Origin of the sequence: Streptomyces ortus (genome assembly GCF_026341275.1) — a bacterium.
Taxonomy (GTDB): Bacteria; Actinomycetota; Actinomycetes; order Streptomycetales; family Streptomycetaceae; genus Streptomyces; species Streptomyces ortus.
Genome location: NZ_JAIFZO010000002.1, coordinates 7,640,570 through 7,660,851, shown reverse-complemented (window position 1 = coordinate 7,660,851; position 20,282 = coordinate 7,640,570). Strand labels below are relative to the sequence as shown.

Here is a 20,282-nt window from a genome sequence, read left to right as displayed (position 1 = left end):
CCGTGTCGACCACCGCGTACACCGCGCCCCTCAACGGCCCCTTCATCGGGCCTTTCATCGGGCGTGCCGACGAGCTCGCCCGGCTGACCCGGATCCTGGACCGGGCCCGGGCCGGTGAGGCGCGGGCCGTGCTGGTCGCCGGGGACGCGGGGGTCGGCAAGACCCGGGTGCTGGCCGAGGCCGCCGGGTACGCCGCGGCGGCGGGCACGACGGTGATCACGGGGCACTGCGTGGACCTGGGTGACGTCGGTCTGCCGTATCTGCCGTTCACCGAGATCCTCGGGGTGCTCGCCGGGGACGAGCGGTTCTCCGGCACGCTGGCCGCGCATCCCGTGGTCGACCGGCTGATCGGACACGGCGGGGACGGGGCACGGGACGCGGGTGGCCGTCCGCAGCTGTTCGAGGGCCTGGCCGCGCTCCTGGCCGAACTGACCCGGGCCGCCCCGCTGTTGCTGGTCCTGGAGGACCTGCACTGGGCGGACCAGTCCTCCCGCGACCTGCTGCGTTTCCTGCTCAGCAGGGGCGTCCTCGGAGGTGCGGGAAGTGCGGGCGGCGCGCCCGGTCAGCGGCTGGCCGTCTTCGCCTCGTACCGCGCCGACGATCTGCACCGCAGACATCCCCTGCGGCCCCTGCTCGCCGAGTTGGTGCGGCTGCCCGCCGTCGAGCGGCTGGAGCTGCGGCCGATGCCCGACGGCGAGGTGGCACGGCTCGTCCGCTCGCAGCGGACCGCGCCGGTCACCGACGCCACGATCCGCCGCATCGTCGAGCGCGCCGAGGGAAACGCCTTCTACGCCGAGGAGTTGCTGGCCGCCACCTCGGAGAGCGCGCCGGGGGACGCCTCCGCCGTGCCCAGCGGTCTGGCGGACGTGCTGCTGAGCCGCTTCGAGCAGCTGTCGCCGACCGCGCAGCAGGTACTGCGCACGGCGGCGGTCGCCGGGCGCCGCGTCGAGCACGACCTGCTGCGCGACGCCGTGCGACTGCCCGAGGAGGACCTGGAGTCGGCCCTGCGCGAGGCCGTCGGCCGACAACTCCTCGTCGCCGGCGGGGGGCCGGGCAGGGAGCGCGACCGGAGTTCGGGCGGTGGTCTGAGTGAGGGCTTGGGCGGGGGGCCCGGTGGCATTTCCCGCAACGGCTTGGGCGGCGGCCCTGGCGGAAGCGCCCGCAACGGTTTGGTCGGGGGCTCCGGCGGGAGTTCCCGTGACGGCTTGGGCGGAAACGCCCGCGCCAGCCTGGGCGGGGGTCCTGATGGGAGTTCCCGCGCCGGCTTGGGCGGGGGCCCCGGCGGGAGTTCCCGTGCCGGCTTGGTCGGCGGCTCCGGCGAAAACGCCCGCGACCGCTTGGGCGGGGGTCCTGGCGGGAGTTCCCGCGACGGCCTGGGCGGCGACTTCGGGAGCGGCTCGGGTGGGGGCTCCCGGGGTGGCTCGCGTGAGGGAGCCGGTGGGGACAGTGCCTACTCCTTTCGGCACGCGCTGATTCGTGAGGCCGTTTACGCCGATCTGCTGCCGGGCGAACGCGTGCGGCTGCACCGGGCGTTCGCCCAGGTGCTGGCCGGGCGGGGCCTGCCGGCGGAATACGCCGCCGAGCGCGCGCACCACTCGCGTGAGAGCCATGACCTGCCCGACGCGCTGGCGGCCTCGCTGGAGGCCGCCGACCACGCGGCGCGGGTCCGCGCGCCCGCCGAGGAGCTGCGCCACCTGGAGGCCGCCCTCGACCTGTGGTCGGCGGTGCCCGCGGACGCGCGGCCCGACGGCTACGACACGGTCACCCTCACGCTGCGTGCCTCGGCGGCAGCCGCCCACGCGGGCGAGACCCACCGGGCGGTCTCGCTCACCCGGGCCGCACTGGCGCGCATGGGTTCGGACGAGGACTCCGAACTGGCCGCCCGGGTGCGCTACACCCTCGCGGGCAACCTCATGCGCATCGACAGCCTGACCGCCGCGTTCACGTACAGCAGTGAGGCCCTCGCGATGATCCCCGCGGACCCTCCCTCGCGTACGTGGGTGTGGGCCGCGTCCACCCACGTCATGGCGGCGCGGTACGTGGGCCACGACGAGACCGCCCGCGACGTGGCCCGCCGGGCCCTGGGCATCGCGGAGGACCTGGACATACCCGATGCCCGGGCCGACCTGATGATCTCCCTCGTCGGTCTGGAGGGGGCGAGCCGGACCACCTCCGAAGGGCGGGCCCGGCTGCGGGAGGCACGGGAGCTGGCCCGGCGCGCGGGGAACACCTCGATCGAGATGCGCGCGCTGTTCAACCTCTCCATCGGCGCGTACGAGTCCGGTGACCTCGACGAATGCCTGACCTGGCTCTCCGACGGGCTGGAGCGCGCGGGCCGTGCGGGGCTGCTCGCCTCGCCCTACCCACTGGAGATGCGCTATCTGCGCTCCCTGGTGCTCTACTCCCTGGGCCAGTGGGACGCATGCGTCCGCGCCGCGGAGAGCGACGCCGAGGGACTTCCGGCGGCGGGTCGCTACGCGATCGGCCCGGCGCTGTCGGTGGCACTGGCACGCGGTGAGGAGGGCGCGGCCGAGCGGGCCCGGTCCCTCCTCGACGGACCGTTCGACTGGATGGCCGCCCTCGTGGCGGGCATCCTCCTGACCGACGCGGCGGCCCTGCGCCACGATCCCGAGGCGGCCGTCGAACAGGTGCGTACGAGCGTCGTGGCTCTCACCGAGGACTCCGGTACGGCGCCCGATGTGGTGGTGCGGCTCGCGGCGCTCGCCCTGGCGCCGGTGGCGGACGCGGCCGTGGCCGCCCGTCAGGCGGGCGACGAGGACGGCGTGCGGCGCTGGTGCGAGACCGGGGCGGAGCTGGTGGGGATGGCCCGGGTCACGGCCGCCGAGGGCGAGGACGGTGCGCCGCAGGGTCCCGAGGGCCGGGCCTGGCTGGCGCGCGCCGAGGCCGAGTGGGCGCGCGCCTGCGCCGAGCCGGACCCACGGGCGCGGGAGGCGCGGGAGGCGCGGGAAGAGACCGGGGTCGCCCGGGAGAGCACACAGGCCTGGGAGAAGGCGGTCGAGGCGTTCGGTTACGGGGACGTCTATGAGCAGGCCCGCTGCCGGGTCCGACTCGCGGAGGCGCTGGTGGCGGCGGGGCGGCGCGAGGAAGCCGCCGGGCAGGCACGGGTGGCCCAGGACACGGCCGTCCGGCTGGGCGCCGTGCCGTTGCGCGCGGACGTGGAGCGGCTGATCCGCCGGGCCCGCCTCGCGGAGACCTCCCCGGTGGCGGGCGTCCCCGCGCTGACCGCCCGGGAGAACGACGTGCTGCTGCTCCTCGCCCGGGGCCGCATCAACCGGCAGATAGGCGAGGAACTGTTCATCAGCGGCAAGACGGCGAGCGTGCACGTCTCCAACATCCTGGCGAAGCTGGGTGCGGCGAGCCGTACGGAGGCGGTGGCGATCGCCTACCGCGAGGGACTGGTCGAGCCGGGACCGGCCGCCTCCGGCTGACCTGCGAGCGGGACCGGCGCGTCGCCGGGCGGCCCGGACCCCGCAGCGGCTGCGGGGTCCGGCGGATGGCTGTGTGATGGAGACGGGCCCACGCGCGGCCGAGCCGCCGTTTGTGTCCAGGTCAACCGGTTACCCGAGCGGATGGCCCGCATTCGTCCACGTACAAGCAAAGGTGGCTGTTCATGACGTCCGGCACGCATCTCGCTCTGACGCTCACTCTCACCGGCGGTTCGGCCGCCGACGCGCGGGCTGTCGTCCACACGCTCGAACCCGTCTTCGGATCCCCGGACACCCTGCCGGGCGACGGCGGCGCGACGGTCTACACGGCCACCTTCGGCAGCGGCGACGCGCCCTCCGGCGACGGCGGCGGGGAGAAGCCGTCCGCCGCGGACAAGCTCTCCACGTCCGTCACCGTCACTCTGCAGGGCAGCCCGGAGGCGGTGCGACAGGCCGACGAGACGCTTTCGGCGGCCTTCACCGTCCACGAGGAGGGTGCGGCCGCCGGCGACCAGGAGCAGGAACGGGAGCTGCGTCTCGAACCGTAGGCCGTCGGCGGAAAACCCGTCCACTCCGCTCCCCTCGGCGTCGGCTCACCCGTCGGGCCCAACGGCCTCACCCGCTGAGACGCAGGGTCCGCAGCTGTTCGTCGAGGGGGGCGAGACCGACGTCGCGGCGCCGCTCGTCGAGCCCCTCGGGCCGGCGGACCGGATAGGGGCAGCAGGTCAAGGGGTCGATACGCGTCCCGTAGAACTGCGGCTGACCCAGTTCCACCGCGCAGTGGTCGGCGATGTACGCGTGATGCGGCGCCGGGCAGCGTCCGTCCGCCACCGCCTGGGCGATCAGGTCGCGGCACGCGACCTGGAAGGCGAGATCCGGGGCGTGCAGCAGGATCATCAGGGCCGCGGTCGAGGCGGGGGCGCCGACCAGGGCCGCGGTCGGCCAGGCATGGCGCCGCACGATGGCCCGTAACGCCTCGGCGTTGCTCTCACGGCACGTCGCGAGGCAGCGCCGCGCAGCCGGTGTGGGACTGCGGTGCACCTCTTCCGTCGCCCGCTGGTCGTCGTCCACCCGGCGGACCAGTTCGCGGGCGAGAGCGGCGGCGAGTCCGGGAAGCACGGGCGGCGGGGTCGCGGCGGGAACTCCGGCCGGGGTCCTCGGTTGTCCGTCACTCAAGGTGGCCATCCAGGTCTCGCATCACGCTGCCGCAGGCTCGCCCGGCCCGCCGCCGGGGCGCCAAGTGCGTTGTGATCGAGCGCCGTTGTGCGCCGCCGTGCGCCGTAGCCGCCGGGCTGTGCGGCACTTCACTCGCGTCCTATGATTGCGTACCCAATCAACCCGTAACAAGCGTTCTGATAATTTCGGAACGAACCGCACCGCTCTGTCTGGGTCAGCCACCGCGTGGCACACTGCCGGCTGTGACGGCCGTACCGGGAGGGTGGCGTCCCGCGCCGGGCAGCGATCCGCGGCCGACGGACGGCTACGGAGGCGTGGCGCGCAAGCCCTGACGCCCCCCGTCGGCGTCAGGGCCCTTCTGCGGACGGCCGGTGGGGCCGGTCAGGACCGTGCGGCCGGCTGGATGTTCTGGTTCAGCCGGAACAGGTTGTCCGGGTCGCGGTCGGCCTTGATCCGGGCCAGGCGCGCGTAGTTGTCGCGGTAGCCAGCACGGACCCGCTCCTGTCCCTCGTCCATCATCATGTTCACGTAGGCGCCGCCCGCCGAGTACGGGTGCAGGGCCTCGAAGTAGTCGACGGTCCACTGCCGGATGAGGTCGGCGTTGGCCGGGTCGGGGTCCACCCCCGCGTACACCGAGGCCCAGCGTGCGTCCCGGTAGCTCCAGGCGGTGTCCGTCGGGGCGTGGTCGTGGACGGCGCCGTCGATCGGGTACAGGTGGAACGTCGACTTGAGGGTGGGCAGTTCGGCCCCGAACTTGGCGTGCCGGTCGATCGCGTCGGCCGGGATCTCGTTGACGAAGTCGGCGCGCCAGTACCACTGGTCGCCGGGCGGGTAGAGCCCGTCGAAGGCCGACTGGATCGCGGGGTACGGCATCGGCGCGGGGCCGTGCAGCATCGGTTCGGGGAGCGCGTCGAGCAGGGGTGCCATCAGCCGGGCCGCCGTGTCCGCGTCGTCCCCGGCGTAGCACCACACGACACCGCAGGCCTTGCGTCCCTGGATCTCCTCGGGGAACGGCGGGCCCGACGGGACGGCGCCGAACAGGAAGAAGCCGCCCAGTTCGCGGGGCGCGTGGGGGATGAAGTCCCGGTAGGCGGTGAGGACTTCGGCGGCCGATTCGACGGGCCAGAAGGTGGGCCCGGCGACGACCGTATTCACCTCGTGCAGCCGGAACCGGAACGAGGTGACGACGCCGAAGTTGCCGCCTCCGCCGCGGATCGCCCAGAACAGGTCGGCGTTGTCGTCGGCGCTCGCCCGCACCTGGGTGCCGTCGGCCAGTACGAGGTCGGCCTCCAGGAGGTTGTCGATGGTGAGCCCGTACTTGCGGCTGAGGTGGCCGAGGCCGCCGCCCAGGGTGAGGCCGCCGACTCCGGTGGTGGAGATGATGCCGCTCGGGGTGGCAAGACCGTGTGCGTGGGTGGCCCGGTCGACCTCGCCCCAGACGCAGCCCGCGCCGACGCGTGCGGTCCTGGCGGCGGGGTCGATCACGATGTCCTTGAGCGGTGACAGGTCGACGACCACGCCGTCGTCGCAGGTCCCGAGGCCCGCTCCGTGGTGGCCGCCGCCGCGGACCGCGAGCGGCAGGCCGTGGCCGCGGGCGAAGCCGACGGCCCGGGCCACGTCCTCGGCGCTGATGCAGCGTGCCACCAGGGCGGGCCGGCGGTCGATCATCGCGTTGTAGACGGCGCGCGCCTCCTGGTAGCCGGGATCGTCCGGACCGGTCAACCGGCCCTCGAACGCGGTGAGTTCCTGACGGGCCGCCTGTGCGGGCGTGACGGACATGGCATCCCCCGATCCGGGGCCCCGTCGTCCGGACCCCTCCGATGGTCCTGTTCTAGTCCGGGGTCACCCGCTCGGGCATCCGTGCCCGCCACTCAGTTCGGCGCCCTCGCCTACCTATGTCTCCCCGCACCTGTCCGGGCCCGCCGCGTCCGACGTGTCCCCGCCTACGACTCGCGGCCCGGCAGGATCCCGAGTTCCGTGGCGCGGGCGGCGGCCTCGCGGCGTGAGCGGGCACCCAGTTTCTCCAGGACGGCGGCGACGTGGTTGTCGACGGTACGGACCGACACGACGAGCCGCTCGGCCATCTCCGGGTTGGTCAGGCCCTGGGCCAGCAGCCGCACGACCTGCAGTTGCCGCTCGGTGAGGCCGGCGGGGTTGTCGCGGGTGGCGGCGAGCGGCCCGCGCGGGATGTGGCGGACGCCGAGGTGCCGCAGTTCGGAGCGGACCAGCCGGGCCAGGGGTTCGGCGCCGAGCGCGTCCAGGCCCGCGAGGGCGGTGAGCTTGTCGTCCGGGTCCGGGCTCTCGGCGAGGGCGGCGGCATGCTCGTACGGGCAGCCTGCCGCGTGCCACACCCGGGCCGCCTCCCGCCAGCGGCCGGCGGTCTGGAGGGCGTACGGGTGGTCCGAACCGTCCGCCGGTACGCGGTGACCGGCCTTGCTGAGCCAGTGGCCGAGTTCGGCGCGGTGCGGGACGGCGTTCAGCCGGCGTGCCTGCTCGAAGGTGTCCCCGGCCAGTGCGGCCACCGCCGCGTGGTCGCCGCGCAGCCAGGCGGCCTCGGCCCGGGCGGCGGCGACCGGTCCTGTGCGCTGGAGTTCACGGGTGCGGACGGCGATCTCCCATGCCTCGTCGAGGAGTTCGTCGCCGCCGCTCCGGCCGCGCCGGACCCGTACCCGGGCGAGGACGGTCAGTGCGGGGCAGCGGGCCGGTACGAAGTCGTGGGCGCCGATCTCGGCGTGGCGCTCCGCCTCGTCCCAGGCGCCGGCCGCGAACTTCCTCAGTCCCAGGGCCACATGGAGATAGCTCAGGAAGCCGACGTGCTCGGCCCGGTCGGCCAGCTCCGTCCCGGGCCCGAGATAGCGGTCGGCTTCGGCGTATTCGAGGCGTTCGAGCAGTGTCCAGATGAGGTTGGCGTACGAGCGGCAGGCGTGTTCGACCTCGCCCGCGGCCAGCGCGACCCGCAGGCTCTCCTCCAACTGGGCGCGGCCCAGCGGGTCTCCGGCGCGCCAGCGGGCGGTGCCGACGTTGTTCAGGGCGTGCGCGAGGATCGCGTTGTCGCCCGTGCGGCGGGCCAGCAGGATCGCACGCTCGCCGAAGTCGATGGCGGGTGCGGTGCGTTCGGACAGCATGTGGAGCTGGGAGGTGTTGCTGAGCGCGAGCGCGAGCAGCCGTTCGTCGCCCGCCTCCTCCAGGACGGTGATGGCCTCCCGTGCGGCGCGCTGGGCGTCGTCCGCGTTCCCCGCCCACCAGTGGATCCGGGAGAGCCAGCGCAGGTCGGCGCCGAGCGCGCGGGTGTCGCCGAGGAACCGGCGCAGCGCGACCGCCTCCCGCTCGGCGTCCACGGCGGCGGCGGAGTCGGCGATGGTGTAGCTCTCGATGGCGAACCGCTCCAGCAGATCGGCGAGTTCGGCCGTGTCGAAGCGGTCGCGCTGTCGCAGGACCAGGCACAGATGGGCGGCGGCCTCCCGGTGCGCGCCCGCTCCGGCGGCGTCCCGGGCGGCGTCGGGCCCGTACCGTGCGATCGCCTCCTGGTCGCCGGCCTGGGCCGCGTGGTGGACGACGCGGGCCGGGTCGGAGCCCGGTTTCACGACGAGCGCGGCCAGGACCCGGCGGTTGAGTTCGATGCGCCGGGCGGCGGGCAGCGAGTCGGCGACGGCGCGGCGGATCAACTCATGGCGGAACCCGGCCCGTTCGGGTGTCACGGTCAGCAGTCCGCGCTGTTCGGCGACCGCCAGCTCGGCGACGCCGTCCGGCAGCAGCGCGTCGACGAGGGGACGTTCGACCGCGGAGGGTACGACGGCGAGCTGTTCCAGGGCGTCGCGGGTGCGGTCGTCCAGGTCGCGCAGCCGGGCGAGGACCGCGTCGACCACCGTCGGCGGTACGGCGCCGGTGCCGCCGGCCGCCACCACCTCGGCCACGAAGAACGGGTTGCCGGAGGTCACCTCGTACACTTCAGCCGGGTCCAGGCCGCTCACCGCGCTGAGCCTGTGCACGGCACCCGGGGAGAGCCGGGACAGCGGCAGGCGGTGCACGCGTTCGGCCCGGGACACCTGGCCGAGGAGGTGGTGCAGGGGGTGGCGGCGGTCCAGCTCGTCGTCCCGGTAGGTCAGGACCAGCACGGCCGGCAGGCGTTCCATCCGGTGCACCAGGAACCGCAGCGCGTCGAGGGAGGCCTCGTCGGCCCAGTGCACGTCCTCGACGACGAGGACGGCGGGGTGCGGGGCCGCGGTGAGTTCCGCGCGCAGCGCGTCGTACACCCGGGGGCGGTCGCCGCCCGCCGTGAGTGCCCGCGCCAGTTCCGCGCCGACGTTGCCGACGAGGTCGCGGAAGGGGCCGAGCGGCCGGCGCGTGGCCAGGTCGTCGCACTCCCCCACCAGCACGCGGGAGGCCGTGGGCAGCACCCCCGGCATCGCTTTCACCAGGCTCGACTTGCCGATACCCGCCTCGCCGTGCACGAGCACCACGGAACCGGCTCCGTCGGCCGCCTCTCTGGCGGCCGAGGCCAGCCGGTGCAGCTCGTGCTCACGTTCGAGGATCCCCCCATCCACGGCGCCATGCTGGCACATGCACGCCTCTTGAAGCCCCCCAGCGGCGCCCATAGGATCGTTCAAGAATTTATGAAACGTTTCAAACGGACTCACCCGTCTCCCTCCCGACGCTCCCCTGCCTCCCGCACCCGCACGCACGCACGCACGCACGCAACCAAGGGACTCCACATGACCAAGGGTTGGAACCGCCGCGTCTTCCTCCGGACCTCGGTAGCCGGAGCGAGCGCCTCCGCCGCCCTCGCCTCCGGCACCACCGCTGCCACCGCTTCGGTTCCGCCGGACGCCGGCGCGGCCCGGCCCGGCGGGCTGCGCATCGAGCGCACGACCGTCGAGTACGCCGAGACACTGCTCGGCACGGAGGTGGAACAGCCCCGGCTGACCTGGGAGTTGGCGGCCGACGGACGCGGGGCCCGGCAGAGCGCGTACCGCGTGAGAGTCGCGCTGAGCGAGCAGGGCCTGCGGGAGGGGCAGCGCGCGGTCTGGGACTCCGGCCGGGTCGGGTCGGACCGCAGCGTGGGAATCGCGTACGAGGGCCCCGCCCTCAAGCCGCGCACCCGCTACTTCTGGCAGGTCAGGGTCTGGGACGGCGAGGGCCGGCCGTCGGCGTGGAGCGCGCCGCGCTGGTGGGAGACAACGTTGTCCAAGGACTCCTGGCAGGGGTTCTGGATCGGTGCCGCCGCCGCGCCCGAGCCGCCGACGTTCGAGGGGGCGTCCTGGATCTGGTCGCCGGGCGCGACCTCTGACGATGCCCCGAACGGCCCCCGTTGGTTCCGCGGCGCGCTCACCGCGCCGCCCGCGGGCTCCGAGGTCCGAAAAGCCACGCTGCTGGCGACGGCCGACGACGATTTCACCCTGTATCTCGACGGGGTCCAGGTGATGCACCAGGCCGAGCAGACCGACGCCTGGCGGCAGGGTCATCTCCTCGACGTCACCGAGGAGGTGCGGGCGGCGGGCTCCGGGCGCCTGGTGGTCGCCGCCCTCGCCACCAACCGCGGCAACGCGTCGGTCAACCCCGGCGGTCTGCTCGTACGGCTGCTCGTGGAACTCGATACAGGGACCGTGGAGTTGGTCACGGGCGAGGGATGGCGGAGCGCCGACACCGAACAACACGGCTGGCAGCAAACGGGGTTCGACGACTCCTCCTGGGCCGGGGCGGCCGTGCTCGCCCCGTACGGGCAGGGGCCCTGGGGTTCCGGGGTGTCGATCGCGGCGCCCGAGCAGCCGGCCCCACTCCTGCGCCACGAGTTCACCCTCACCAAGCCGGTCTCCCGCGCCCGCCTCTACATCAGCGGACTCGCCTACTACGACGCCGAGATCAACGGCGAACGCGTCGGCCGCCAGGTCCTCGACCCCGGCTTCACCGACTACGACGAGACCGTCCTGTACGCCGTCCACGATGTGACGGACCACCTGCGCCGGGGCGCCAACGCGATCGGCGTGACCCTGGGCCGCGGCTTCTTCGGCATGACGACACCGAACGTCTGGAACTGGCACCGCCCGCCGTGGCACGACGAGCCGCGCCTCCTCGGCCAGCTGGAGGTCGACCACCCCGACGGCTCCCGCACCACGGTCGCCACGGACGGCGGCTGGCGCATCACCGAGGGCCCGACCCGCTCCAACTCGCTCTACGCGGGCGAGAGTTACGACGCCCGCAAGGCACCCGAGGACTGGACCCGCCCAGGCTTCGACGACAGCGGCTGGCAGCGGACGCAGCGCCGGGACGCCCCGAAGGGCACACTGCGCGCCCAGCCCCACGACCCGATCCGGGTCGTCGAGACAGTACGCCCGGTCGCCGTCGAGGAGTTGACCGAGGGCGTGTACGTGGTCGACATGGGCCGCACGATGGCCGGCTGGACGCGGCTGACCGTGCGCGCCCCGGCGGGCACGACCGTACGCCTGGTCCACGGCGAGAAGCTGAAGTCCGACGGAAGCGTGCACGCCGAGACCGGGCACGTACCCGGCCGGTTCCAGACCGATGAGTACGTGTGCGCGGGCGGCGGCGCCGACGAGGTGTGGGAGCCGAAGTTCTCGTACAAGGGATTCCGATACGTGCAGGTCAGCGGGGTACCGACGAAGCCCGAGCCGTCGCAGCTGCTGGGGCGCGTCGTGCACACGCCGGTGGAGGCGACGGGTTCCTTCGCCTGCTCCGTGCCGTTCTACCAGCAGCTGGAGCGCGCGATGCGGCGCACGCTCCTGAACAACCTGCACGGCATCCCGACGGACACGCCGATGTACGAGAAGAACGGCTGGACCGGCGACGCGCAGCTGGGCGCGCCCGTCATGGCGTACGCGCTCGGCGTGCACCGCTTCCTGTCCAAGTGGCTCGGCGACCTGAAGGACAGTCAGAACGCGGACGGACAGCTCCCGGTGATCGTGCCGAGCGGCGGCTGGGGGTACGGCGACCTCGGCCCGTCCCCCGAGTGGACGACCGTGTACCCGTTCCTGCTGCGGGAGATGTACCGCGTGTACGGGGACGAGCGGCTGGCCCGCGACCACTGGACGCCGCTCACGCGCTATCTGGACTGGGAGATCGCGCGGCTGCGGGACGGGCTCGCCGTGACCGCGCTCGGCGACTATCTGCCGCCCGGGTACGGCGGCAACCCGCCCGAGGACACCCGGCTCACCGCGACGGCGTATCTGCACCGGGCGCTCACCGACACGGCCGAACTCGCCGACCTTTTGAAGGACCCCGCGGTCGCCGATCGCTATCGCGGGGCGGCGGCGGGGCTCAAGGAGGCCTTCAACGCGGCCTTCCTGGGTCCCGACGGCCACTACCGCACGGCGAAGGATCCCGGCTACCGGCAGACGAACAACTGCGTGCCGCTCGCCTTCGGGCTGGTCCCGCCGGGCGCACGCGCCTCCGTCGTCGACTCGCTGCTCGCCGACATCGAGGAGCGCGGCAACCACCTCAACACCGGCGCGCTCGGCACCAGTGTCCTGCTGCGGCAGCTGTCCGCGCAGGGGCATCCCGAGGTGGCCCACGCGATCGCCACTCAGCGCACCTATCCGAGCTGGGGCTACTGGTTCGAGAACGGCGCCGACACCATGTGGGAGATGTGGCCGGTCGACTCACGCTCCAGGGACCACTACTTCCAGGGCACGGTCGTGCAGTGGCTGTACGAGAACGTGGCCGGGCTCCGCCCCGGAGACGCCGGGTACCGGACCTTCACCGTGCGCCCCGACGGCCGTACGGGAGTGGACTGGGCCCGCACCTCGATCCGGACCGTCCGCGGGGAGGCTTCGGCGGCCTGGTCGATGGTGGACGGCTCGCTACGGCTCTCGGTGGGCGTGCCGGTGGGGTCCACGGCCGAGGTGCATGTACCGGCGGCGGCGCGCTCGGCCGTGCGCGCTCCCGGCGGGGCGGAGTACGTGCGGGTGGAACCGGGGTTCGTCGTGTACGAAGTGACGCACGGGGATTGGGAGTTCGTGGCCCGGCCCACCGGGTGACCGGACGCGCTCACGAAGTGCTGGTGCGGGATTCGAGATCGTTGCGGGTGTCGTTGCCGTACACACCTGTCTCGTCTCCCCGGATGCCGTACCAGAGTTGGAAGCGGGCCACCGCCGCCGTCAGCGCGGCGTCGTACACGCCGGTGGGCGTGCCCTGCGCGTACACGTCGGGGATCCGCAGCAGGCGTTCCTGCAGGTCGCTGACCTCGGGTCCGCTGTCGCCCTCGCGCAGGGTGCCGGGGCCGTCGGGGTCGGCGCCCTGCGGGCCGACGCCGTCCCGCGCGGGGGCCGAGGCGGGGGGCGCGGACGACGCGGCCGGGGGCCGCGCCTGGGCGGCATCCTCGTCGTTGTCCCAGGTCAGCAGCAGGGCGCCGCTGAATCCGCCCAGCGCGGCGACCGTCGCGGCGACACCGAGCGCCGTGCTGCGCAGGAAGGTGCTGCGACCGTGGGCCGGCCCCTTCTTGGCCGGGCGTTCGCGCACCTCCGGCCCGCTCTCACCGTGGGCCACGACCACGGCCGCGGACACGGGTGGCAGTTCCTGCGTGTCGTCCTCCGTGACCCAGGACTGCGGGTCGTCCGTCGCCGCCCAGGACTGCGAGTGGTCCGTCACCGCCCCGGACTGCGAGTCGCGCTTCGCGGCCGGGGGCCGTGCCGGGGCCGCGGGTGCCGGGGACCGCGCGGGGCCTTCCGGCGCCCGGGACGGCGCGGAGACCTCCGGGGGCGGTACGGCGACGACCTCGTAGCCCTCCTCCGGCTCGCGCTCTCTCTCCTTCACCTGCCGCAGCAGATCCGCCAACGACCCTGGCTGTCGTTTGCGCAGCACATGGGTCGGTTCCAGCGGCGCACGACGCGGTGACTCTTCGGGGTCGAACGGTGTCGACAACCTGCTCTCCCTCCGGGCGTTACTGAGAAGGGATACGGGTCCCTCCGCCCTCCGGTTCAACGGCGCGGCGCCGAGCCGGCCCCGTGACAAAGTGCGGCCCACCGGATGACAATGAAAATGATTGTCGATAGCGTGTGCGTCGGTCACGTCGTCCACACCCCGCCATGGGGTGCCCTCGGCGTGCCCGGACGCTCAACCGGAGCGCGGGAAAGGGGAGTTGTGGCTCATCTGTTGGTGGTCGAGAGCTGGGTCGGGTCGATGAGCAGACTGCTGCCACGGGCGATCCGGGAGGGCGGCCACGAGTTCACCTTCCTCACCCGGGACCTGCATCACTACCTGCGCTCCGCCCCGGAGGGCACGGCTCATCCCCTGCTGGCGGCCCGCAACGTACTGACCGCCGAGACGAACGACATCGACCTCTTGCTCCCGGTCGTGGAGCGGCTGCACGAGGCACTCGGCTTCGACGGCGTGGTCACCTCCTGCGACTACTACCTGCCCACCGTGGCGCGGATCGCCGCCCGGCTGGGGCTCCCCGGGCCGACACCCGAGGCCGTGGAGAACGCGTGCCGCAAGGACATCACCCGCCGCGTCCTCGGCGAGGCAGGTGTCCCCGGCCCCCGTTTCGCCGTCTGCCCGGACCGGGCCACGGCCGAGGAGGCCGCCCGGGAACTGGGCTTCCCGCTGGTGGTGAAGCCCGTCGACCTCTGCGCGGGCATGTTCGTGCGGCGCGTGGACGACGAGCGCGAGCTGACCGAGGCCTGCCGGGCCATCGCGGACTTCCCGCTGAACGCCCGCGGGCAGTTGCGCGCACCCGTGTTCCTTCTGGAGGAACTCCTCGACGGGCCCGAGGTCAGCGTGGAGACGGTGTCGTTCGCCGGTACGACGCACGTGGTGGGCGTGACCGACAAGAGCCTAGGCGGGGCGCCCGCCTTCATCGAGACCGGTCACATGTTCCCCGCCGACCTCGCCCCGGCCGATGCCGAGGCCGCCCAGGACACCGCGGCCCAGGCGATAAAGGCGCTCGGGCTCGACTCCGTCGTGGCGCACACCGAGATCAGGCTGACCGCCGCCGGGCCCCGCGTCGTCGAGGTCAACCCGCGCCCGGCCGGCAACCGCATCACCGAGCTCGTCCGTCACGTCACCGGCGTCGACCTGGCCGCCGCCTGCGTGGACGTGGCGCTCGACCGCGCCCCGGACCTGCGACCCCGACCCACCGGGCTGCGCAGCGCGGCCGTCGGTTTCCTCGTGCCGGACACCGAGGGGACGCTGGAGTCGATCGAGGGGGCCGGTCAAGTGCGTTCCGCGCAAGCCGTGTTGGAGGTTCAGCTCGCCGAGCCGGGCCGGGCGGTGCGGGTCGCGGGCAGCAACAACGAATACCTCGGCCATGTGATGGCGGGCGACACCGAAGGGCTCGGCGCGCGCGCCCGGGTCGAGTCACTGCTGTCCGGGCTGCGACCGCGGGTGACCACCCGATGAGGCCACCGGCACCCACACCCGCACCCTCGCTCTCAACCACGCCGGCATCAACACCGGCACCGACACCGACAGAGGCAAAGGCACAGGCACCGGCACCGGCACCGGTTTCGTACGACGCTCTCGTGCGGCGGGTTCTCGCCGGTGAGCTGGGTCCGGATCCCCACGTGCTGCGCGTCGCCGTGGCGTTCACCACGAACCAGGCCGTACGGCACGACGGTCGCCGCGGCGGCTACCGCAACGAGGTGCTCAGTCTGCGCCTCGGCCGGGCGGTCGGCTCCTGCGCGGTCGAGCCCGGCGCGCTGCCGTCCGGCGCCGTGGAGGACTGCGCCGGGGCCGACATCGCACGGCTGCTGGAGCACCCGCTCCCGTCGGTCCGCGTGGCGGCGCTGGACGCCTATCTGATGCATGTGCGCCCGCACACACCGAAGTACGGGGCACTCCCCTGCCCCCTGCCCGCCGGGAGTTCCCTGGAGAAGTCCCGGGCCCGGGCGCGGGCCGTCGTCGAACTGCTGGACGTCGTACCGGGCCGGACCGTGCTCGTCGTCGGCGTCGTCAACTCCCTTCTGGAGGCGCTGCGTTCGCGCGGAATCTCGTACATTCCGTGCGACCTCAAGGGCGGTACGACGGAGTGGGGCGAGCCGGTCGCGACCGACATGTACGCCTCGCTCGACCGCTGTGACGCCGTGCTGGCCTCCGGCATGACCCTCGGCAACGGCTCCTTCGAGCCCTTGCGGGCCCATGTCCTGGACAGCGGGCAGCAGTTGGTGATGTTCGCGCAGACCGGCAGTGCCGTACTGCCGTGGTTCCTGGGCGCCGGGGTCGACGCGGTGTGCGCGGAGCCGTACCCCTTCTTCTGGCTGGACGGCGGTCCGGGTGTCATCCACCGCTACCGCCACCGCGACGCGGAGGCGGCCCTGTGACCACGGCCGCACTGCGTCCCCTCGCCGCCAACCCCGATCTGCTCGCCCTGCTCGGCCGTACACCGCTGGCCAGGGTGACCACCGATCTGCCCTGTCCGCAGCCGGGCTTCTGGGCCAAGCTGGAGGGCCTCGGCGCCGGCGGGATGAAGGCCCGGGCGGCGGTGTCCATGCTGCTCGGGGCACGTGAGCGGGGTGAACTGCGCCCCGGCGCGCCGGTCGTGGAGTCCACCTCCGGGACGCTCGGCGTCGGACTCGCCTTCGCCGGGCAGGCCCTGGGTCACCCCATCGTGCTCGTCGGCGACACCGAACTCGAAGCGTCCATGCGGCAGTTGCTGCGCGCCTACGGAGCCCGTCTCGAACTGGTCGACCGTCCCGCCGGGGTCGGTGGCTGGCAGGCCGCCCGGCTGGCCCGGCTGCGTGAGTTGCTCGGGACGCTGCCGGACGCGTACTGGCCCGATCAGTACAACAACCCCGACAACATCGCCGGTTACGCCTCCCTGGCCGCCGAACTCGCCACCCAGCTCGACCACTTGGACGTCCTCGTGTGCAGTGTCGGCACGGGCGGTCACAGTGCCGGGATCGCGGGACCGCTGCGCAGGCACTGGCCGGGGCTGCGGCTGATCGGTGTGGACGCCACCGGCTCCACCATCTTCGGCCAGCCCGCGCGTCCCCGGCTGATGCGCGGCCTGGGCAGCAGCATCCATCCGCGCAACGTGGCCTACGAGGCCTTCGACGAGGTGCACTGGGTGGGTCCGGCCGAGGCCGCGGACGCCTGCCGACGGCTCGCCCGCGGCAGTTTCGTCAGCGGTGGCTGGAGCACGGGCGCGGTCGCGCTGGTCTCCGCGTGGGCGGCCCGGGTCCATCCCGGCGCCGTGGTCGCCACCGTCTTCCCGGACGGCCCCCACCGCTATCTCGGCTCGGTCTACGACGACGACTTCGCGGCGGCCCACGGCCTCGACCCGGCCGCCGCGGCCACCCGCCCCGTCGAAATTCCGCACGCCCGCGCCGTCGAGGCCACCGGCTGGGTCCGCTGCGCCACGGTGACCGACCCCCTGCTCAGCACCCTGGAAGGGAGCCCGTGAAGGCCACCCTGCGCACCGTACGGCTCACGCTCGCCGAGCCGCTGCGCATCTCCCGTTCGACGACGACCGCCCGCGACGCCGTCTGGCTGACGATCGAGCACGACGGCCTGCACGGCCACGGCGAGGCCGTCACCAGCGTCTACTACGGCCTCGACACCGGCACACTGCGACGGCGGTTGCACGTGTCCGGCCGCGACCTGAGCCGTTTCCCCGATCCCGAGAGCGCGCTGCGCGAGTGGCCGGCTCGGGGAGGCAAGGGGGACGGGCAGGACGACACCCGGCCGCCCGGGGTCACCGCCGCCGTGGAGGCCGCGCTTCTCGACCTGTGCGGCAAGCGGTCCGGCACACCCGTGTTCCGCCTGCTCGGGAGCGAAAGCCCTCGCGGCACCCGGAGTCCCGGGAGCGCCGGAAGCGCCGAGAGTGCCGGAAGCGCCGAGAGTGCCGGGAGCGCTCCGAAGGCCCGGAGTGCTCCGAGCGCCCCCACCGCACACACCGCGCGCACCATCGGCATCGTCCCGGCCCCGCACGCCGCCGCGCAGGCGCGCGCGCTCGTGGCCGCCGGATTCGCCCTCATCAAGGTGAAGGCCGGCACCCCGGACCCCGAGGACGACCTCGACCGCGTACGCGCCATACGGTCCGCCGCGCCCGGCGTCCGGCTCCTGCTCGACCCCAACGGCGCCTGGACCGCCGACCGCACCCGCCATCTCCTGCCCCGCTACGCCGAGTTGGGCGTCGAGGCCGTCGAGCAGCCCATCGCCCCCGGTGACCCGGAGACCCTGGCACGGCTCGCCGAGCGTTCACCGCTGCCCCTGATCGCCGACGAGGACGTCGTCAACCTCGAAGACGTACGCCGTCTCGCGGGCCGGGTGCACGGTGTGAACGTCAAACTCGCCAAGTGCGGCGGCCCCCTTGCCGCGCTGCGCATGGCCGAGGTGATCGCCGGGAGCGGTACCGAGCTGATGCTCGGCTGCCTCACCGCCAGCACCCTCGGCCTGGCACCCGCCGTGCACCTCGCCGACCGTGCGCGCTGGGCCGACCTCGACGGGCATCTGCTGCTCGCCCACGACCCGTGGACCGGGATCGGCGGCGCCGACGGCGTCGTACGGGCGAGCGAGCTGCCCGGCCTCGGCGTACGGGAGAAGGACGCGGGCGCCCCAGGCGTGCGCGAGCGGGGGCCGCAAGACGGGCGCGAGCAGGAGGCGCAGGAGACGCGCGGGACAGGTGGGCGGCCGTGAAGACGCTGTACGAGATACGCGGCTTCTCCCCCGCGATCCGGCTCCTCCTCGTCAACCAGTTCGGCGTCAACACCGGCTTCTACCTGCTCATCCCCTATCTGGCCACCCATCTGGGCGAGGACCTGGGCATGTCGGCGGCCGTCGTCGGGATCGTGCTCGGAGTGCGCAACCTCAGCCAGCAGGGGCTGTTCCTGATCGGTGGTTCGGCCGCGGACCGGCTCGGGGCACGCGGGGTGATCATCGCCGGCTGCGGGGTGCGTACCGCGGGCTTCGCGCTGTTCGCGCTCGGCGACGGGCTCGCGGTGCTGCTCGCCGCGTCCGTACTGAGCGGGCTCGCGGGGGCGCTCTTCAACCCGGCCGTGCGGACCTATCTGGCGCAGGAGGCGGGCGAACGCAAGGCTGAGGCGTTCGCACTGTTCAACGTGTTCGCGACCACCGGGGCGCTGGTCGGGCCGCTGCTCGGGAGTGTGCTGCTGCTCGTCGACTTCCGGGCGTCCGCGCTCACCGCCGCCGGGATCTTCGCGGTGCTCACCGTGGCCCAGGCGCTGGTGCTGCCCGCGCGGGCCGTGCCGCCGAGTGCCGGCGGTGTGCTCGCGGACTGGCACGAGGTGGTCGGCAACCGCGCCTTCCTCGCCTTCTCGCTGGCCATGGTCGGCATGTTCACCCTGGAGAACCAGCTGTATCTGCTGCTGCCCGACGGGGCCCGCCGGGCCACCGGCTGGGACGGCGCGGCCGGACTGGTCTTCCTGGTCGGCACGCTCGCCAATCTCGCCCTGCAGTTGCGGCTCACCCGGGCGCTGAAGCCGTACGGCAGACGGGCGATCGGCGCCGGACTCACCCTGATGGGGCTCGCCTTCCTGCCGCCGATGCTGGTGTCGGGCGCCGGCTCCCCCGAGCTGTGGCACGCCGTTCCCGTCCTCATCGGCGTCCTGCTCCTCTACGTGGGGGTCATGGTCGCCCAGCCCTTCGTGATGGAGCTGATCCCGGGTTTCGGGCGGCCTGAGCTGATCGGCACGTACTTCGGCGTCTTCTACATGGTGTCGGGGGTCGCCGCGGCCGTCGGCAACACGGCCGTGGGCTGGGCCATGGACGCCGGGGAACGGCAGGACGCGGCCTGGCTGCCCTGGGCCTGCTGTCTGGTGTTCGGGCTGGCGTCGGCGGCCGGATTCGGCTGGCTGCGCCGCCTAGGCGCCCTGCCCGCACATCCCGCCCCCGCCGTGGAGGCGACGGTATGACGAGCGGCAACCTGCTGACCGACAACCCGGAGCTGTACGAGGCCAGGTTCCCCGATCCCGACCTGCTGGCCGGGCGATGGGCGGAGGACTGTCTGCGCCGGTACGGGGCCGGGCCCGGCGTGCTGGACCTGGGCTGCGGCACCGGACGGGACGCGGCCCATCTGCACAGGGCGGGCCGGTCGGTCGTCGGCGCCGACCTGTCCGAGGCGATGCTGGCGTACGCCGGCGAACGGCACCCGGGTCCGCGGTACGTACGCGCCGACCTGCGGGACTTCTCCCCCGGACCCGCCGGACCCATCCGATCTGTTGGACCCGTCGGACCCGATGTCTTCGACGCGGTGGTGTGCCTGGACAGTGCGCTGCTGTACTGCCACACCAACGACGACCTCGACGGCTTTCTCGCCTCGTGCCGCCGGAGCCTGTCCCCCGGCGGGCTCCTCGTCGCGGAGATGCGCAACGGCGCCTACTTCCTGGGCCGCGACGACCTGTTGAACACACCAACGGACAACTCCCTTACCTGGCAGGGCGTTTCCTACCGTTCGACGACCACCCTGCACATCGACCGCACCGCGCAACTCCTGCGGCGTACCCGCGTCTGGACCGCCGACGACGGCTCGGCCCCCGTCGAGCAGCGCTCGGCCTGGCGGCTGCTCCTGCCCCAGGAACTGCGGCACTTCCTGACCGCACACGGTTTCGCCGTGCTGGAACTGCACGACGGGCCGGGGCCACGCAGCGAACCGCCCTGGCAGGAAGGCGACGTGCCCGGTACGGCGGCCGACGCCGACCGGCTGCACGTGGTGGCACGCCTCACCGACTGACCGCGTCCCGCCTCCCCCAC

Annotated in this window: 13 protein-coding genes; 9 read left to right on the top strand and 4 right to left on the bottom strand. The window is 73.5% G+C overall.

The genetic code is table 11. The features are described 5' to 3' along the window. Nucleotides 1–2 precede the first annotated feature (2 nt). Both K3769_RS36490 and K3769_RS36485 read left to right on the top strand, forming a co-directional pair. Nucleotides 3–3,449: a helix-turn-helix transcriptional regulator gene (locus tag K3769_RS36490; RefSeq protein ID WP_267030495.1), complete on the top strand. Its 3,447-nt coding sequence runs from the start codon at nt 3–5 to the stop codon at nt 3,447–3,449. Nucleotides 3,450–3,631: 182 nt separating this feature from the next. Next, on the top strand, nt 3,632–3,994 hold the full coding sequence (locus tag K3769_RS36485) for a hypothetical protein (protein ID WP_267030494.1): 363 nt from the start codon (nt 3,632–3,634) through the stop codon (nt 3,992–3,994). A gap of 67 nt (nt 3,995–4,061) precedes the next feature. Here the strand turns inward: K3769_RS36485 and K3769_RS36480 are convergent, their stop codons facing one another. From K3769_RS36480 to K3769_RS36470, 3 genes are all read right to left on the bottom strand, one after another. Further along, complete coding sequence (locus tag K3769_RS36480) at nt 4,062–4,622, bottom strand: DUF6624 domain-containing protein (protein ID WP_282566320.1); 561 nt, start codon at nt 4,620–4,622, stop codon at nt 4,062–4,064. Between the two features lie 381 nt (nt 4,623–5,003). Next, a complete protein-coding gene (locus K3769_RS36475) occupies nt 5,004–6,401 on the bottom strand; it encodes an FAD-binding oxidoreductase (RefSeq protein ID WP_267030493.1) in 1,398 nt (465 codons plus the stop codon). 164 nt (nt 6,402–6,565) lie between these two features. Next, on the bottom strand, nt 6,566–9,166 hold the full coding sequence (locus K3769_RS36470; RefSeq protein ID WP_267030492.1) for a helix-turn-helix transcriptional regulator: 2,601 nt from the start codon (nt 9,164–9,166) through the stop codon (nt 6,566–6,568). Nucleotides 9,167–9,334: 168 nt separating this feature from the next. Here K3769_RS36470 and K3769_RS36465 point away from each other — a divergent pair, with 168 nt between their 5' ends. After that, complete coding sequence (locus tag K3769_RS36465; RefSeq protein WP_267030491.1) at nt 9,335–12,613, top strand: family 78 glycoside hydrolase catalytic domain; 3,279 nt, start codon at nt 9,335–9,337, stop codon at nt 12,611–12,613. 10 nt (nt 12,614–12,623) lie between these two features. Here the strand turns inward: K3769_RS36465 and K3769_RS36460 are convergent, their stop codons facing one another. After that, nucleotides 12,624–13,496 carry a peptidoglycan-binding domain-containing protein gene (locus K3769_RS36460; protein WP_267030490.1) on the bottom strand — a complete coding sequence of 291 codons (873 nt, stop codon included), beginning with the start codon at nt 13,494–13,496 and terminating at the stop codon, nt 12,624–12,626. Nucleotides 13,497–13,715: 219 nt separating this feature from the next. Here K3769_RS36460 and K3769_RS36455 point away from each other — a divergent pair, with 219 nt between their 5' ends. From K3769_RS36455 to K3769_RS36430, 6 genes are all read left to right on the top strand, one after another. Then, on the top strand, nt 13,716–14,972 hold the full coding sequence (locus K3769_RS36455; protein WP_267030489.1) for an ATP-grasp domain-containing protein: 1,257 nt from the start codon (nt 13,716–13,718) through the stop codon (nt 14,970–14,972). 122 nt (nt 14,973–15,094) lie between these two features. Next, nucleotides 15,095–15,892 (top strand): Rossmann-like domain-containing protein, encoded by a 798-nt coding sequence (locus tag K3769_RS36450; protein ID WP_267030488.1) that lies wholly within the window; start codon nt 15,095–15,097, stop codon nt 15,890–15,892. After that, nucleotides 15,889–16,974 carry a PLP-dependent cysteine synthase family protein gene (locus tag K3769_RS36445; protein WP_308216436.1) on the top strand — a complete coding sequence of 362 codons (1,086 nt, stop codon included), beginning with the start codon at nt 15,889–15,891 and terminating at the stop codon, nt 16,972–16,974. The genes K3769_RS36450 and K3769_RS36445 overlap by 4 nt, the downstream gene beginning before the upstream one ends. Continuing rightward, the gene (locus K3769_RS36440) at nt 16,971–18,209 is read left to right on the top strand and encodes an enolase C-terminal domain-like protein (protein WP_267030487.1); all 1,239 of its coding nucleotides are present in this window, start codon (nt 16,971–16,973) and stop codon (nt 18,207–18,209) included. The genes K3769_RS36445 and K3769_RS36440 overlap by 4 nt, the downstream gene beginning before the upstream one ends. Then, nucleotides 18,206–19,444, top strand: a complete 1,239-nt coding sequence (locus tag K3769_RS36435) for an MFS transporter (RefSeq protein ID WP_267030486.1) — start codon at nt 18,206–18,208, stop codon at nt 19,442–19,444. Before K3769_RS36440 ends, K3769_RS36435 begins: the two co-directional genes overlap by 4 nt. Beyond that, nucleotides 19,441–20,262, top strand: coding sequence for a class I SAM-dependent DNA methyltransferase (locus K3769_RS36430; RefSeq protein ID WP_267030485.1), 822 nt, complete (start codon nt 19,441–19,443; stop codon nt 20,260–20,262). The genes K3769_RS36435 and K3769_RS36430 overlap by 4 nt, the downstream gene beginning before the upstream one ends. Nucleotides 20,263–20,282: the final 20 nt, after the last annotated feature.

Excerpts from the sequence above, each read along its gene's own strand:
- K3769_RS36430 (WP_267030485.1), top strand. The coding sequence starts at position 19,441 with ATGACGAGCGGCAACCTGCTGACCGACAACCCGGAGCTGTACGAGGCC.
- K3769_RS36465 (WP_267030491.1), top strand. The coding sequence starts at position 9,335 with ATGACCAAGGGTTGGAACCGCCGCGTCTTCCTCCGGACCTCGGTAGCC.
- K3769_RS36485 (WP_267030494.1), top strand. The coding sequence starts at position 3,632 with ATGACGTCCGGCACGCATCTCGCTCTGACGCTCACTCTCACCGGCGGT.
- K3769_RS36475 (WP_267030493.1), bottom strand. The coding sequence starts at position 6,401 with ATGTCCGTCACGCCCGCACAGGCGGCCCGTCAGGAACTCACCGCGTTC.